This window comes from Pseudomonas benzenivorans, assembly GCF_033547155.1.
Classification (GTDB): Bacteria; Pseudomonadota; Gammaproteobacteria; order Pseudomonadales; family Pseudomonadaceae; genus Aquipseudomonas; species Aquipseudomonas benzenivorans_B.
The window spans coordinates 2,774,830-2,788,777 of record NZ_CP137892.1; the positions used below are offsets into that span (position 1 = coordinate 2,774,830).

Here is a 13,948-nt window from a genome sequence, read left to right on the forward strand (position 1 = left end):
GAAGAAGCCCGGCCAAGGCCGGGCTTCAGCAGCAGCGAAAAACCTAGCGCAAGGCCGGCCCCTGGAAGCCCATCCACATGGCCAGATGCTCGGCGACACTGGCCCCGAGGCGCTTGGCGAAACGATCGAATGGGGTTTCCTGAACAGTGAAGTCGACCACCTCCTCCACCCCGACCACTTCCCGCGCCACATAGCTGGAATTACCCAGGGCGTCGACCAACCCCAGCTCGAGCGCCTGCTCGCCAGACCAGACCAGCCCCGAAAACAGCTCGGGATGAGCCTCCACCTTTAAGCGCTCGCCCCGCCCCTGCTTGACGCTGTCGATGAACTGCCGATGAGTGGTCTCCAGAACCCCCTGCCAGAAACGCTCCTCCTCCTCCTTGGGCGGCTGGAACGGATCGAGAAAGGTCTTGTGCTCACCCGAGGCATACACCCGACGATCGACACCCAGCTTCTCCATGACCCCGACGAAGCCGAAACCCGCCGCAGTCACACCGATGGACCCGACCAGACTGGCCTTATCGGCATAGATCTGATCCGCCGCACTGGCGATGTAGTAGGCCCCAGAGGCCCCCAGATCACTGATCACCGCATACAGCTTGATCGCCGGATACTTGGCGCGCAGCCGGCGAATTTCGTCATAGATATAGCCGGACTGCACCGGACTGCCGCCCGGGCTATTGATCCGCAGTATCACACCCCTGGTATTGGCATCCTCGAAGGCCGCGCGCAGGCTGCCGACGATATTGTCGGCACTGGCCGCCTCTTTGTCGGCGATCATCCCCCGGACTTCGATCAGCGCGGTATGAGCACCACTCTTCGACGCCCCCTTCTGCCAATCGAGCAGCGGCGCAAACAGCGCCAACGCCACGAACAGGTAAAGGAAGGTCAGCAGCTTGAAGAATATCCCCCAACGCCTGGCCCGACGCTGCTCCTGCACACCAGCCAGCAGGGTCTTTTCCAGCAGCTGCCAGCTCTTGGCATCGCCCTCACCCACAGCCGACGCCTTCCACTCATCCGACATAATGACTCACCTCATCCTTCTGCTCGGTCGCACCACCCTCGAGCCAGGTGCGCAACGCCGTGAAATCCTCAATCGCCAGCTTCGGAGCATAGCGGCGCAACGCCGATAAAGGCTGTGCACCATACCCCACCGCCACCGAATCCATGCCGGCGCGCTGCGCCATCAGCAGATCGAAAGCCGAGTCCCCGACCATCAACGCCCGAGCCGCGGAGACCCCGCAATGGGCGAGAATCTGCTCCAGCATAAGCGGGTCCGGCTTGCTCGCCGCCTCGTCCGCGCAGCGCGTCGTATCGAAATAATTCAGCCAGCCACGCTGCGCCAGCACCCGATGCAGGCCATGACGCCCTTTACCCGTCGCCACGGCCAGGGCATAACCTGCGGCACGAAACGCCTCAAGCGCCTCGGCCACCCCCGGGAACAGCGCCGATGGCTCGGCCTCCAGCGCCAGGTACTGCTCACTGTAACAACGCCGGAAACGCTCAACGAGGCTTGGCTCGTCCAGCTCTGGATACAGGGAGCGAATCGCCTCGGGCAACCCAAGACCGATGATGCCCTTGACCCGCAGATCGCTGCAGCGCTCCAGCCCACAGGCATCGGCCGCACGGTGCATCGACTCGACGATACGACCAATGGAGTCGACCAGAGTGCCATCCCAATCGAAGATCAGCAGCCGATAGTCAGACACTCAGCCGCCCCAGCGTATGCGCCCACATCTCATCGACCGGCGCCTCGAGGCGCAGCTCGCCGCCATCGGGCAGCGGCACCACCAGGGCATAGGCATGCAGGAACAGGCGCTTGCCGCCCAACTCGCGTATTTCCCGCGTGAAATCGTCATCGCCATACTTGCTGTCGCCGGCGATGCCGTGCCCCGCATGCTGGGCGTGCACGCGAATCTGATGGGTACGACCGGTCACCGGCTTGGCCTCCACCAGGGTGGCGAACTCGCCGAACCGACGCAGCACGCGAAACAGGGTCAGCGCCTCCTTACCCTCGGCGCTGACCTCGACCATACGCTCGCCCGAGCGCAAATTGCTTTTCTGCAGCGGCGCATTGACCTGCTTCTTCGCCGTCGCCCAGTGACCGCGTACCAGGGCCATATAGCGCTTGTCCACGCCATCGCCGCGCAAGGCCTCGTGCAGGTGACGCAACATGCTGCGCTTCTTGGCGATCATCAGCAGGCCGGAGGTATCGCGATCGAGGCGATGCACCAATTCCAGCTCCTTGGCATCCGGACGCAACTGGCGAAACGCCTCGATCACCCCGAAGCTCAGGCCGCTGCCACCGTGCACGGCGATGCCGGCCGGCTTGTTCAGCACGATCAGCCCCTTATCCTCATAGAGGATCGCCGCCTCCAGACGCTCCAGCAGCCCCTGCGCCACCGGCACCGGCTCGTCGCGTTCGGCCAGACGCAGCGGCGGCACGCGCACCACATCGCCGGCCTGCAGCTTGTATTCGGGCTTGATCCGCCCCTTGTTCACCCGCACCTCGCCCTTGCGCAAGATGCGGTAAATCAAGGTCTTGGGCACCCCCTTGAGCTGAGTGCGCAGGAAGTTGTCGATACGTTGGCCGGCGAGTTCCGGTGCAACCTCGAGCAGCTGGACGCCGGAGGTTGGAGAGGCAGGAATAGTCATCGCGCAATCATAACAATTTTTCATGGATTTGAAGCACTTAATCATTGCTGCTATAGTCGCGAACGCCGCCAAAAGCGGCCTGGTCTGCGGATGTGCGCCAAACTACCATCCCCACACCGACGCAACCCATTCAGGACGCGAGGCCGTCCGACGGGTTCTTCAGAGATAGAAAGGCCACAATGGCCCTCGAAGAACTCGGAAATAACGCCTTAGTAATAGATGCGCGGCCCTCCCCTTTGGAGGGCTGCGGTGAATACCAACCCGCTGCAGATTCTGCGAGCGGCACCCGATTTTCAGCGATACGTGTAGGGTGGAGATGTACAACTGTCGGCCTGCGTAGCACATAGCTTTACCAAGACGCCTCATCTCGTCCGCTACCGGCAGCTGATTCCTCCTCCTGAGCAAGTGCTTTCTGTCACAACAGCAAGCAGGAGACGTCTGTCGCGGCCCAGCACAACTGGCTGACTGCCGCTTGACAATGAAACGATTTACGACCGTTTCTGACGCGCCTGACACCGACCCTGAGAGTCGTGTGTGCCGAACGCCGTTTCCGCCAGCACCGGAAACCGACGGTACTACATGAAAAGAATGCTGATTAACGCAACTCAACCCGAAGAGTTGCGTGTTGCCCTCGTCGACGGCCAACGCCTGTACGATCTGGACATCGAATCGGGCGCCCGCCAGCAGAAGAAGGCCAACATCTACAAAGGCCGCATCACCCGCGTCGAACCCAGCCTGGAAGCCGCCTTCGTCGACTTCGGCTCCGAGCGCCACGGCTTCCTCCCCCTCAAAGAAATCTCCCGCGAATACTTCAGCAAGGCCCCCGAGGGTCGCGTCAACATCAAGGACGTACTCAAGGAAGGCCAGGAAGTCATAGTCCAGGTCGAGAAAGAGGAACGCGGCAACAAGGGCGCAGCCCTCACCACCTTCATCAGCCTGGCCGGCCGTTATCTGGTGCTGATGCCGAACAACCCGCGCGCCGGCGGCATCTCCCGACGCATCGAGGGCGAGGAGCGCAACGAACTGCGCGAGGCCCTCAACGGTCTCAACGCCCCGGCCGACATGGGCCTGATCGTCCGCACCGCCGGCCTCGGCCGCTCCAGCGAAGAGATGCAGTCGGACCTCGATTACCTGCTGCAGCTGTGGAGCGCAATCAAGGAAGCCTCCCTGGACCGCGCCGCGCCTTTCCTGATCTACCAGGAAAGCAACGTGATCATCCGCGCCATCCGCGACTACCTGCGCCAGGACATCGGCGAAGTGCTGGTCGACAGCGTCGAGGCCCAGGAAGAAGCCCTGACCTTCATCCGCCAGGTGATGCCGCAGTACGCCAGCAAGATCAAGCTGTACGAAGACAGCGTCCCGCTGTTCAACCGTTTCCAGATCGAAAGCCAGATCGAGACCGCCTTCCAGCGCGAAGTGAAGCTGCCGTCCGGCGGCGCCATCGTCATCGACCCGACCGAGGCCCTGGTGTCCATCGACATCAACTCGGCACGCGCCACCAAGGGCAGCGACATCGAGGAGACTGCCCTGCAGACCAACCTCGAAGCGGCCGAAGAGATCGCTCGCCAACTGCGCCTGCGCGACATCGGCGGCCTGATCGTCATCGACTTCATCGACATGACCCCGGCGAAGAACCAGCGCGCCGTCGAGGAGAAGGTGCGCGAGTGCCTGGAAGCCGACCGCGCCCGCGTCCAGGTCGGCCGCATCTCGCGCTTCGGCCTGCTGGAGATGTCCCGTCAGCGCCTGCGTCCGTCTCTCGGCGAGACCAGCGGCATCGTCTGCCCGCGCTGCGACGGCCAGGGCATCATCCGCGACGTCGAATCGCTGTCGCTGGCGATCCTGCGCCTGATCGAGGAAGAGGCCCTGAAGGACCGCACCGCCGAGGTCCGCGCCCAGGTGCCGATCCCGGTCGCCGCCTTCCTGCTCAACGAGAAGCGCAACTCGATCACCAAGATCGAGCTGCGCACCCGTGCGCGTATCGTCATTCTGCCGAACGATCACCTGGAAACCCCGCACTTCGAGGTGCAGCGCCTGCGTGACGACAGCCCGGAAGCGCAAACCAGCCAGTCCAGCTACGAGATGGCCACGGCGGAAGTCGAGGAAGAGAAGCAGGCCGCCGCCACCCGCACCCTGGTCCGCCAGGAAGCCGCGATCAAGGCCGCACCGCCCCGCACCGCACCGACCCCGACTCCGGTCGAGGAAGCGCCGGTTGCCGCTCCGGCTCCCGCCAGCGAACCTAGCCTGTTCAGGGGTCTGGTCAAGTCGCTGGTCAGCCTGTTCGCCGGCAAGGAAGAGGAAAAGCCCGCGGTCATCGAGAAGAAGACCAGCGAACGCCCGGCCCGCAGCGAAGAGCGTCGCAGCGGCCGCCAGCAGAACCGCAGCCGCGGCGGTCGTCGCGACGATGAGCGCAAACCGCGTGAAGAGCGCAAGCCGCGTGAAGACCGTGCACCGCGCGAAGAACGCCAGTCCCGTGAAGAGCGCGCGCCCCGCGAGGAGCGTCAGCCCCGCGAAGAACGCCAGCCACGTGACGCCGTAGAGGTACGCGAGCCCCAGGAAGTGCGGCAGTCGCGCCCACCGCGGGAAGGGCAGGAAGGTCGCCGCGAGCGCAAGCCGCGCGAAGAGCGCCAACCGCGTGAACTGCGCGCCCCTCTCGACGCACCGGAAAGCAGCGCCAGCGAAGAGCCCCGCGCCGAGCGCGAGCGCCCGCAGCGCGAACCGCGCCAGCCACGTCCGCCCCGTGAGGAGCGGGTAGCCCGCGAAGAGCAGAGCCAGGCCGAAGAGGAAGTACTGAACACCGAGGCCCAAATGGCAGACGACGACCAGGAAGGCAGCGAAGGCGCAGAGCGCCCACGTCGTCGCTCCCGTGGCCAGCGTCGTCGCAGCAATCGTCGCGAACGCCAGCGTGATGCCAGCGGCAACCTGATCGAAGGCGGCGAAGAAGCCAGCGAGACCGGTGACGAAACTGCCGCCACGCCGAGCGCGACTGCGGCCGCAGTGGCGGTCAGCGAAGTGGCCAGCGAAGCCGCGAGCGGTGAAGCGCCAGTCGTCGAGCAGGCTGCCAGCGAAACCCCGCGCGAGCAGGACGAGCGCCCGGCAACCCAACCGGCACCTGCCGCAGAAGCCGAGCAGAGCGAAGAAGCCGCTCCGGCCTCCGCCGAAAGCCCGGCACCGGCTCCCGAAGAAGCGCCAAGCGTGAGCGAGGAGAAGCCCGAAACCACCCAGGAGGTCGCCGCGGCAGAACCCGTCGCCGAACCTGCTCCGGCCGCCGAGGCGGAACCTGCTCCGGCCCCGACTCCTGCACCAAGCGCCGGTGGCCGCGCGCCGAACGATCCGCGCGAAGTGCGTCGTCGCCAGCGTGAAGCCGAACGCCTGGCTCGCGATGCCGCCGAAGCGGCCGCCGCCGCCCCGCAGGCCGAGCCGGCCCCGGTCGATGCCGAGCCGACGAGCGAGAGCAGCGACACCGCCGAGACCAAGGTCGAAGCCGTCGAACAGGTTGCAGACGAAGCCGCAGAAGCTCCTGCCAAGGCAGCCGAGCAGCAGCCTGATCACCAGGCTGAAGACGCCGAAACGCAGCAAGATGAGCAGGCGGAGAAAGAAAAGCCGCACGCCTGATGCTGTTCGGCAACAATAAAAAAGGGGATGCTTCGGCATCCCCTTTTTTATTGCGGCGTTATGGGTCCTGCGAAGCGCTTGCGTGACCCTGGCACGGCGCCACAACAGTCAGAGCACGTTGGGCTCGATCTCCAGGGTCACCGCGAAGCGCTCGGCGATATCCGCCTGGATGCGCCGCGCCAGGGCCAACAGCTGCAGCCCGGTCGCCTGCCCGTAGTTGACCAGCACCAACGCCTGCAGGCGATGCACCCCCGCATCCCCCTCGCGAAAGCCCTTCCACCCGGCCCGTTCGATCAACCAGCCGGCCGCCAGCTTCACCAGGCCATCGGCCTGCGGATAGGCCACCAGACCGGCATGCTCGGCCCGCAGGCGCTGCGCCAACTCGGCCGTGACCAGGGGATTCTTGAAAAAGCTGCCGGCATTGCCCAGCACCTTAGGGTCCGGCAACTTCTCACTGCGAATGGCGCAGATGGCCCGACTGACATCCATCGCCGTCGGCGCCTCGATGCCCTGCTCGACCAGGCGCTGGCGAACCGGGCCATAGTCCAGATGCAGCGCCGCCGAGCGACTCAGGGCGAAGCGCACCCGCAATATCACCCAACGCCTCGCCTCGCGCTTGAAGCGGCTGTCGCGGTAGGCGAATGCGCAGTCGGCCGGGCCGAACTCATGCAACTCACCCGTCTCGCGATCCAGCGCGGTCAGGCCGGCAAACACGTCCTTGAGCTCGACACCATAGGCACCGATGTTCTGCATGGGCGCGGCCCCCACGGTGCCGGGTATCAGGCTGAGATTCTCCAGGCCGACGTAGCCCTGCTGCAGCGTCCATTGCACGAAGGGATGCCAGGGCTCGCCCGCCTCCGCCTCGATCAGCACGCGCTCGCCATCGTCGTCCAGCACGCGGATGCCGCGACTGGCCATGCGCAGCACCAGAGCCTCGACATCGGCAGTCAGCAGCAGATTGCTACCGCCACCGAGCAGCAACAGCGGCAGCCCTCGCTCGGCAACGTAGGCCAGGGCCTGACGCACCTCGCCGTCGTCATGCGCCTCGGCGAACCGGCGCGCCCGGGCCTCGACGGCGAAACTGTTATAGGCCTTGAGCGAGACGTGCTCGCGGACCTGCAATGTCATAGACGCTCCCTGAGTTCGCGCACCAGGGCGTCGCCGGCCTGCTCGATCAGGTCCAAGACCTGCTCGAAGCCGGCCTCGCCGCCGTAATAGGGATCGGGCACCTCATCCAGCGCCAGCTGGTAGCGACGCAGGAAAAGATCCAACTCGGCACCGCCGCCAGAAGGGCGCAACCGCTCAAGATGGCGCAGGTTGCTGGCGTCCATGGCCAGGATCAGGTCGAAACGGGCGAAATCCTCGGCAGATACCTGGCGCGCCCGCAGAGCCGACAGGTCATAGCCGCGGCGCAACGCCGCCTGGCCGGTCCGCGTGTCCGGTGCCTTGCCGACATGCCAGTCGCCGGTGCCGGCCGAATCGACCTCGACACGGGCCGCCAGCCCCGCCTCGCGCAATTTGTGGCGCAGCACCCCCTCGGCGGTGGGCGAACGGCAGATATTGCCCAGGCAGACGAACAGGACGCGCATCAGGCCTCCAGCAACCGGCGCACGCGCTCGAGGTCGTCCGCGGTATCGACCCCAGCCGGCGGGGCCTGCAGGGCGTCGGCGACATGGATGCGCACGCCGTGCCAGAGCGCCCGCAACTGCTCCAGGCACTCGGTGTTCTCCAGCCAGCAGGGGCCCCAGGCGACGAAATCGCGGAGGAACTGCGCGCGGTAGGCGTAGATGCCGATATGCCGGCGGTAGGGCACCCCGGCCGGCAGCTGCTGGCGATCGACGGCAAAGGCATCCCGCGCCCAAGGCAGTGGCGCGCGGCTGAAGGTCAGGGCCAGGCCGCTCGCATCGCTGGCCACCTTGACCACGTTGGGATTGAACAGCGCGGACACCTCATCGATCGGCTCGGCCAGGGTGGCGATCGCCGCCTGGGGATTGGCCGCCAGGTTGGCCGCCACCTGATCGATGATCGCCGGCGGAATCAGCGGCTCGTCACCCTGCACGTTGACCACTATGGCGTCGGCAGCCAGCCCCAAAGCGCTGGCGACCTCAGCCAGGCGGTCGGTGCCGGAGTTGTGTTCGGGGCGGGTCAGCTGCACCGCCGCGCCGAACCCCCGGCAGGCCTCGACGATGCGCGCATCGTCGGTGGCCACCACCACCTGCTGGGCGCCGCTCTTGCAGGCCTGCTCCCAGACATGCTGGATCATCGGCTTGCCGGCGATCTGCTGCAACGGCTTGCCCGGCAGGCGACTGGAGGCGTAGCGCGCCGGAATCACCACGGTGAAGGCTGTGCTCATCTACTTGTCCAGGCGCTCGTCGACGTTCAGGGTACGGGCTTCGCTTTCCAGCATCACCGGGATGCCATCGCGCACCGGAAAGGCCAGGCCGTCGGCCTTGCAGATCAGCTCGCCCTTGTCGGCGGTCAGGTGCAACGGCCCCTTGCACAGGGGGCAGGCCAAGATATCGAGAAGTTTCGGGTCCATGGGAAATCCTTGCTAGAGGGCTGCATCGGTCGCCGACGCCCCCAGACGGCCGCTAAGGACTAGGGAGCTAAGGGCAGCAAGCGGGCCAGTTGGCTGTCGAACCAGGTGACAAAGGCCGTCGAGGGCTCGGCATCCACCGCCAGGTACCACCAGTCATCGACGGCGAAGGCCCGGCATTTCACCGCATCCTTCTCGGTCATCAGCACGGGCAGACGCTGGCTGAAATCCAGCAGCTCGGCGCTGTACTGCGCATGGTCGGCGAAGGCATGCGGAATCGGCCGCCAGTGTAGCGCCTCAAGCGTGGCGAAGAAACGCTGCGGATTGCCGATACCGGCCACCGCATGGACGCCTTGCCCAGGTGGAAAGTGGCTCAGCGGCCGGCGCTCGCCACTGCGCAGGTTGACCAGGGCGCGTGGGCGCAGACAGAAGCCGTAGCCGCCCACAGGATCGCCCTCGACGCCATTGTGCAGCACCGCGTCGACGCTGCGCAGGCGCTCGACCGGCTCGCGCAGCGGCCCCGCCGGCAGACAGCGGCGATTGCCCAGCCCCCGCGCCGCATCGATCAGCACCAGTTCCAGGTCGCGGGCCAGGCGATAGTGCTGCAGGCCGTCGTCGCTGAGGATCAGGTCGAGGCGTTCCTGCTCGAGCAGGGCCCGCACCGCTCGCCCCCGGTCGGGGTCGATCATCAGCGCCACCCCGCTGCGCTGGACGATCAGCAGCGGCTCGTCGCCGGCGATGGCGGCCGCCTGTTCGGCGCGCACCCGCCAGGGAAATTGCGGCGGCTGCGCACCATAGCCGCGGCTGACCACCCCGACCCGCAGGCCGCGGGCCCGGCAGTGTTCGATCAGCCAGAGGATCAGCGGGGTCTTGCCGGTGCCGCCGACGGTGATGTTGCCCACCACCAGCACCGGCACGGGGGCCCGATATATATCGCCCTCGCCGGCGAGGAAACGGGCGCGCTTGCGCCGCGCCACCCGACGATAGAGGGCCTCCAGAGGCCGCAGCAGGCCGAGCGCCGGGTGACCGGCATACCAGGCGGCGACCAGGCGATCGGACAGCCCCATCAACCGAAGCTCATCACGGTGCGGCCTGTGCCTCGACCGTGGTGATGCGCAGGTGGGCGAAGCCCAGCTTGCCGGCGGCGTCCATGGCGGTGATCACCGCCTGGTGCGGGGTCTTGGCATCGGCGCTGATGGTCAGCGGGAGGCTGTTGTCGCCCTCGGACTCCTTGATCAGGGCGGCGCTCAGCCCCTCCAGATCGCTCTTGAGCAGCTGCCGACCGTTCAGCGCATAGCTGCCGTCGGCGGCGATCAGCACCTCCAGCTGCTTGAGCTCGGTCTGTTCCGGCGGCGTGCCGCTGGCGGCCTCGGGCAGGTCGACCTTGAGCTGGGTCTCGCGGGTGAAGGTGGTGGTGACCACGAAGAACAGCAGCAGGATGAACACCACGTCGATCAACGAGGCCAGGTTGATCTCGACGTTCTCCCGCGGTTTGCGCCGGAACTTCACGCCTTGCCCTCACCCAGATCGACGTCGCGGTCGCCCTGCACCACCTCCACCAGCTTGATCGCCTCCTGCTCCATGCCGACCACCAGCTCGTCGATGCGCCGTTGCAGGTAGCGGTGGAAGAACAACGCCGGAATGGCCACCATCAGTCCGGCCGCCGTGGTGATCAGCGCCTTGGCGATGCCGCCGGCGAGCACCGGGGCATTGGCCATGCCCGACCCCATGAAGGAACTGAAGATCTCGATCATGCCCAGCACGGTGCCGAGCAGGCCGAGCAGCGGGGCGATGCCGGCGATGGTGCCGAGGGCGTTGAGGTAGCGCTCGAGCTCATGGATGACCCGCGCGGCAGCCTCCTCGATGCACTCCTTCATGATCTCCCGGCCATGCTTGGAGTTGGCCAGGCCGGCCGCGAGAATCTGCCCCAGGGGCGAATTGGCGCGCAGCTCCTTGAGTTTCTGGCTGCTCAGCTTCTTGTCCTTGATCCAGCGCCACACCTCGCCCAGCAGGTTGGGCGGGGTGATGCGGCTGGCGCGCAACGTCCACAGGCGCTCGGCGATGATGCCGGCCGCGGCGATGGAACACAGGATAATTGGCAGCATCATCCAGCCGCCGGCTTTGACCAGTTCCCACACAGTGGTAAATCCCCTTCGGAAAAGTGGCGCCACTCTAGCATAGGGGCGCCCCCTCGCCGACCGGCGCCGTTCTCATTTTTCTCGCCAGAATCGACGCTCGGCGCGCAGCCCCCGGGCCTCGCCGAAGGTGCCCAGGCGCAGCTGCAGGGCGCCCTGCTCGGCCGTGTCATAGAGCCGCGCGGGCAGCGCCGCATAACGCGCCACAACCGTGGGATGAGGGTGGCCGAAGCCATTGTGGCGCCCCCGGGAGATCAGCGCCGCGCGCGGCGCCACGGCCTTTAGGAAGGCGGCGGAAGAGGAGCTGCGGCTGCCATGATGGGGCACCAGCAGCCAGTCGGCGCGCAGATCCAGGCCCGTGGCGAGCAAGGCCCGCTCGGCGCGACTGTCGATATCGCCGGTCAACCACAGGCGCTCGCCTGCAGCCTCGACCAACAGCACGCAGGAGGACTGGTTGGCATCGCCCGCCTGAGCCCAGCGCCAGAGGCTGAAACGCACCCCGTCCCACTCCCAGCGATAACCTGACGGGCAGTCCCGGGCCCGCAGCTGCGCCGGCAAGACGCCGGCCTCGCCGCTCCACACCCGCTCGACCGCCATGCCCTGGCCTATGGCCGGGGCGCCACCGGCATGATCGTTGTCGGCGTGGCTGATCAACAGCAGATCGAGGCGCCGCACATCCAGGGCCCGCAGCGAGGGCAGCACCACACGCTCGCCGATATCGAACTCGCCGAAGCGCGCGCCGGCGTCATACAACAGCGCATGTTCCCGGGTACGCAGCAGCACGGCCAGACCCTGACCGACGTCCAGCACCCAGACCTCGGCCTGCCCCTGGGGCGGCCTCGACTGCGGACTGCAGAACATCGGCAGCAGCAGGAGCCAGCCGAGCCCACGCAGGGGAATACCGGACGGCAACAACAGCAGCAAGGCGCCGAGCATCAGCAACAACCAGACACCGACCGGCAGGGAACTGGGCAACCAGGCCGGCAACCAGGTGGCGATCGACGCCAACAGGCGGAACAGCAACTCGAGGGCACCGCCGGCCAGCCACAGCAGCCCCTCACCTACTGCCGGCACCGGCAGCAACAGGGTGCCGAGCAGGGCCAAGGGCACGACCGCCATGCCGACCCAGGGCACGGCGACCAGGTTGGCCAGCGGGCCGCTGGCACTGATCGGCAGCCCCAACGCCAGCAGCAAGGGCAACAGCCCGACCGCCATCGCCCACTGCGCCCGCCCCAGGCTGCGCCACCAGGCCCAGGCGCCCAGACGGCCGCCGAAGATCAGAATCAATAGAGCCACCGCGCCGAAGGACAGCCAGAAGCCCGGCTGCAGGCTGCTCAAAGGCTCCACCAACAGCACCAGGGCCAGGGCTGCCAGCAACGGCAACCAGGCGCCGAGATGGCGAAAGCGCCAACGCCAGAGCAGCACCAGCGCAACCATCACACAGGCACGCCGCACCGGCACCTCGAACCCCGCCGCCACCCCGTAGACCAGTGCCCCGCAGCAGGCCAGGAGGCAGGCACTGGGCAGCCAGGGCCAGCCCCGCGGCCACCACCCCAGGCGCGCCAGCCCTGCCACCAGGCCGTAAAGCAAGCCCGCCACCAGGGCAATATGTTGGCCGGAGATCACCAGCAGATGCACGGTGCCGGTATGCTGCAACACCCGCCAGTCCGCCGCCGTCAGCCCCGAGTCGTCGCCCAGCACCAGGGCCGCCAGCGCCCCCGTGCGCGGACCGCCGCTACCAAGCAAACGCTGACGCAGCGCATCGCGCCAGGCCAGCGCTCCCGCGGCCGCCTCCAGTCGGCGTCCGCTCTTCACCGTGCCGGTGGCGCCAATGCGCTGCGCCAGCAGCCAGGCCTCGTAGTCGAAGGATTGCGGATTGACCAGGCCATGGGGACGCTTCAGCCGTACCGCCAGGCGCCAGGTCTCGCCACCTCGCACCTGCGGCCCGCCGTACCAGGCCAGGCGAATCCGCGTCGGCAGCTCGGCGCGCCGCGACTTCGCCTGGAACACTTCGAAGCGCACCACGCCCTCGCGCACCTCCGGCAACCCCGCCACCCGCCCCTCCAGCCACAGGGTGCGCTCATCCAGCTCGGGCGCCAGGCGGTCATCCAGCGCCCACTGGGCCGAGATACAGGCCCACGCGAAACCGATGAGGAAGAACCCCAGCGGATAGCCGCGGGACGGCAGTAGCGACACTCCCAGCAGTGCCAGCAGAGCCGAGAGCCAGACAGCCGGCAAGGACGGCAGAAACCGCAGCACCAGCAATCCCGCGACCAGCGCGAATATCCCCAGGCGCATAGCCAAGCACTCCTTCAGATCCTTCCATGAATCCAGCGGGGCGACGGACTCCTACATATTTGCTGTCACAAAGAGTAAAAGCAGCCGTTTTCGAATCTGTGCATAATATCGACGCTTTTCAGCCCGCCAGAGAGCTTCCATGCCGCGTCGTTTCTTCAAGCGCTACATGCCCAACCCGGATCGCATCAAGGGCAACAAGTCCCTGCGCTTTCTCGGCACGCTGATCCACGACCCCAACCTCTGGCACCTCAACCGCCACTCGGTCTCCCGCGCCATGGCCATCGGCCTGTTCTGGGCGATGATTCCGATGCCCATGCAGATGATCGCCGCTGCGGTGGTGGCGATCCCGGCACGCGCCAATCTGCCGATCTCGCTCGGCCTGGTCTGGCTGACCAACCCGATCACCATGCCGCCGGTGTTCTACTGCAGCTACAAGTTCGGCGCCTGGATGACCAACACCCCGACCCTGCACATGCCCGACGAGGTCACCCTGGGCTGGATCGGCCAGGTGCTGCAGAGTCATTGGCAGCCGCTGTATCTCGGCTCCCTGGTGCTGGGCCTGCTGCTCGCTACGATCGGTTATCTGGCCACCAACACCTACTGGCACTGGTGGGTCCGGCATAACTGGCGCAAGCGCCAGGAAAAACGGCGCAAGGATAAGGCCCGGGGCTGAAACGAAAAAAGCCGTTACCCTGGTAACGGCTTTTTCCTG

Annotated in this window: 13 protein-coding genes; 2 read left to right on the forward strand and 11 right to left on the reverse strand. The window is 66.6% G+C overall.

Translation table 11 applies throughout. From position 1 onward, the window contains the following. Positions 1-43: 43 nt before the first annotated feature. The 3 genes from SBP02_RS12695 to rluC are packed head-to-tail and all read right to left on the reverse strand — an operon-like array spanning position 44 to position 2,655. Positions 44-1,024 (reverse strand): S49 family peptidase, encoded by a 981-nt coding sequence (locus SBP02_RS12695; RefSeq protein ID WP_318642137.1) that lies wholly within the window; start codon positions 1,022-1,024, stop codon positions 44-46. Beyond that, positions 1,014-1,709, reverse strand: coding sequence for an HAD-IA family hydrolase (locus SBP02_RS12700; RefSeq protein WP_318642138.1), 696 nt, complete (start codon positions 1,707-1,709; stop codon positions 1,014-1,016). Before SBP02_RS12700 ends, SBP02_RS12695 begins: the two co-directional genes overlap by 11 nt. Continuing rightward, a complete protein-coding gene (rluC, locus tag SBP02_RS12705; protein WP_318642139.1) occupies positions 1,702-2,655 on the reverse strand; it encodes a 23S rRNA pseudouridine(955/2504/2580) synthase RluC in 954 nt (317 codons plus the stop codon). The genes SBP02_RS12700 and rluC overlap by 8 nt, the downstream gene beginning before the upstream one ends. A 579-nt stretch (positions 2,656-3,234) precedes the next feature. On the opposite strand from rluC, the gene rne reads away from it, so the two are divergent. Further along, entirely contained in the window at positions 3,235-6,267 is a 3,033-nt protein-coding gene (gene rne, locus SBP02_RS12710) for a ribonuclease E (RefSeq protein WP_318642140.1), read from the forward strand. Positions 6,268-6,375: 108 nt separating this feature from the next. Here rne and murB read toward each other — a convergent pair whose 3' ends face one another. The 8 genes from murB to SBP02_RS12750 all read right to left on the reverse strand — a co-directional run bounded on the left by murB (position 6,376) and on the right by SBP02_RS12750 (position 13,236). Then, on the reverse strand, positions 6,376-7,395 hold the full coding sequence (gene murB / locus SBP02_RS12715; protein ID WP_318642141.1) for a UDP-N-acetylmuramate dehydrogenase: 1,020 nt from the start codon (positions 7,393-7,395) through the stop codon (positions 6,376-6,378). Continuing rightward, positions 7,392-7,856 carry a low molecular weight protein-tyrosine-phosphatase gene (locus SBP02_RS12720; protein ID WP_318642142.1) on the reverse strand — a complete coding sequence of 155 codons (465 nt, stop codon included), beginning with the start codon at positions 7,854-7,856 and terminating at the stop codon, positions 7,392-7,394. Before SBP02_RS12720 ends, murB begins: the two co-directional genes overlap by 4 nt. Then, positions 7,856-8,620 carry a 3-deoxy-manno-octulosonate cytidylyltransferase gene (gene kdsB, locus SBP02_RS12725; RefSeq protein WP_318642143.1) on the reverse strand — a complete coding sequence of 255 codons (765 nt, stop codon included), beginning with the start codon at positions 8,618-8,620 and terminating at the stop codon, positions 7,856-7,858. Before kdsB ends, SBP02_RS12720 begins: the two co-directional genes overlap by 1 nt. After that, positions 8,621-8,806: a Trm112 family protein gene (locus tag SBP02_RS12730; RefSeq protein ID WP_318642144.1), complete on the reverse strand. Its 186-nt coding sequence runs from the start codon at positions 8,804-8,806 to the stop codon at positions 8,621-8,623. Positions 8,807-8,865: 59 nt separating this feature from the next. After that, positions 8,866-9,870 (reverse strand): tetraacyldisaccharide 4'-kinase, encoded by a 1,005-nt coding sequence (lpxK, locus tag SBP02_RS12735; RefSeq protein ID WP_318642145.1) that lies wholly within the window; start codon positions 9,868-9,870, stop codon positions 8,866-8,868. 13 nt (positions 9,871-9,883) lie between these two features. Further along, positions 9,884-10,312 carry an ExbD/TolR family protein gene (locus tag SBP02_RS12740; protein ID WP_318642146.1) on the reverse strand — a complete coding sequence of 143 codons (429 nt, stop codon included), beginning with the start codon at positions 10,310-10,312 and terminating at the stop codon, positions 9,884-9,886. After that, on the reverse strand, positions 10,309-10,941 hold the full coding sequence (locus SBP02_RS12745) for a MotA/TolQ/ExbB proton channel family protein (RefSeq protein ID WP_318642147.1): 633 nt from the start codon (positions 10,939-10,941) through the stop codon (positions 10,309-10,311). The genes SBP02_RS12740 and SBP02_RS12745 overlap by 4 nt, the downstream gene beginning before the upstream one ends. Before the next feature lie 72 nt (positions 10,942-11,013). Next, entirely contained in the window at positions 11,014-13,236 is a 2,223-nt protein-coding gene (locus SBP02_RS12750; RefSeq protein WP_318642148.1) for a DNA internalization-related competence protein ComEC/Rec2, read from the reverse strand. A gap of 139 nt (positions 13,237-13,375) precedes the next feature. Here SBP02_RS12750 and SBP02_RS12755 point away from each other — a divergent pair, with 139 nt between their 5' ends. Continuing rightward, positions 13,376-13,909, forward strand: coding sequence for a DUF2062 domain-containing protein (locus SBP02_RS12755; protein ID WP_318642149.1), 534 nt, complete (start codon positions 13,376-13,378; stop codon positions 13,907-13,909). Positions 13,910-13,948 lie beyond the last annotated feature (39 nt).

Bases quoted from the DNA above. Each gene is read 5' to 3' on its own strand.
- SBP02_RS12695 (WP_318642137.1), bottom strand. From the start codon at position 1,024: ATGTCGGATGAGTGGAAGGCGTCGGCTGTGGGTGAGGGCGATGCCAAG.
- rluC (WP_318642139.1), bottom strand. From the start codon at position 2,655: ATGACTATTCCTGCCTCTCCAACCTCCGGCGTCCAGCTGCTCGAGGTT.
- rne (WP_318642140.1), top strand. From the start codon at position 3,235: ATGAAAAGAATGCTGATTAACGCAACTCAACCCGAAGAGTTGCGTGTT.
- murB (WP_318642141.1), bottom strand. From the start codon at position 7,395: ATGACATTGCAGGTCCGCGAGCACGTCTCGCTCAAGGCCTATAACAGT.
- SBP02_RS12720 (WP_318642142.1), bottom strand. From the start codon at position 7,856: ATGCGCGTCCTGTTCGTCTGCCTGGGCAATATCTGCCGTTCGCCCACC.
- kdsB (WP_318642143.1), bottom strand. From the start codon at position 8,620: ATGAGCACAGCCTTCACCGTGGTGATTCCGGCGCGCTACGCCTCCAGT.
- SBP02_RS12730 (WP_318642144.1), bottom strand. From the start codon at position 8,806: ATGGACCCGAAACTTCTCGATATCTTGGCCTGCCCCCTGTGCAAGGGG.
- lpxK (WP_318642145.1), bottom strand. From the start codon at position 9,870: ATGGGGCTGTCCGATCGCCTGGTCGCCGCCTGGTATGCCGGTCACCCG.
- SBP02_RS12750 (WP_318642148.1), bottom strand. From the start codon at position 13,236: ATGCGCCTGGGGATATTCGCGCTGGTCGCGGGATTGCTGGTGCTGCGG.
- SBP02_RS12755 (WP_318642149.1), top strand. From the start codon at position 13,376: ATGCCGCGTCGTTTCTTCAAGCGCTACATGCCCAACCCGGATCGCATC.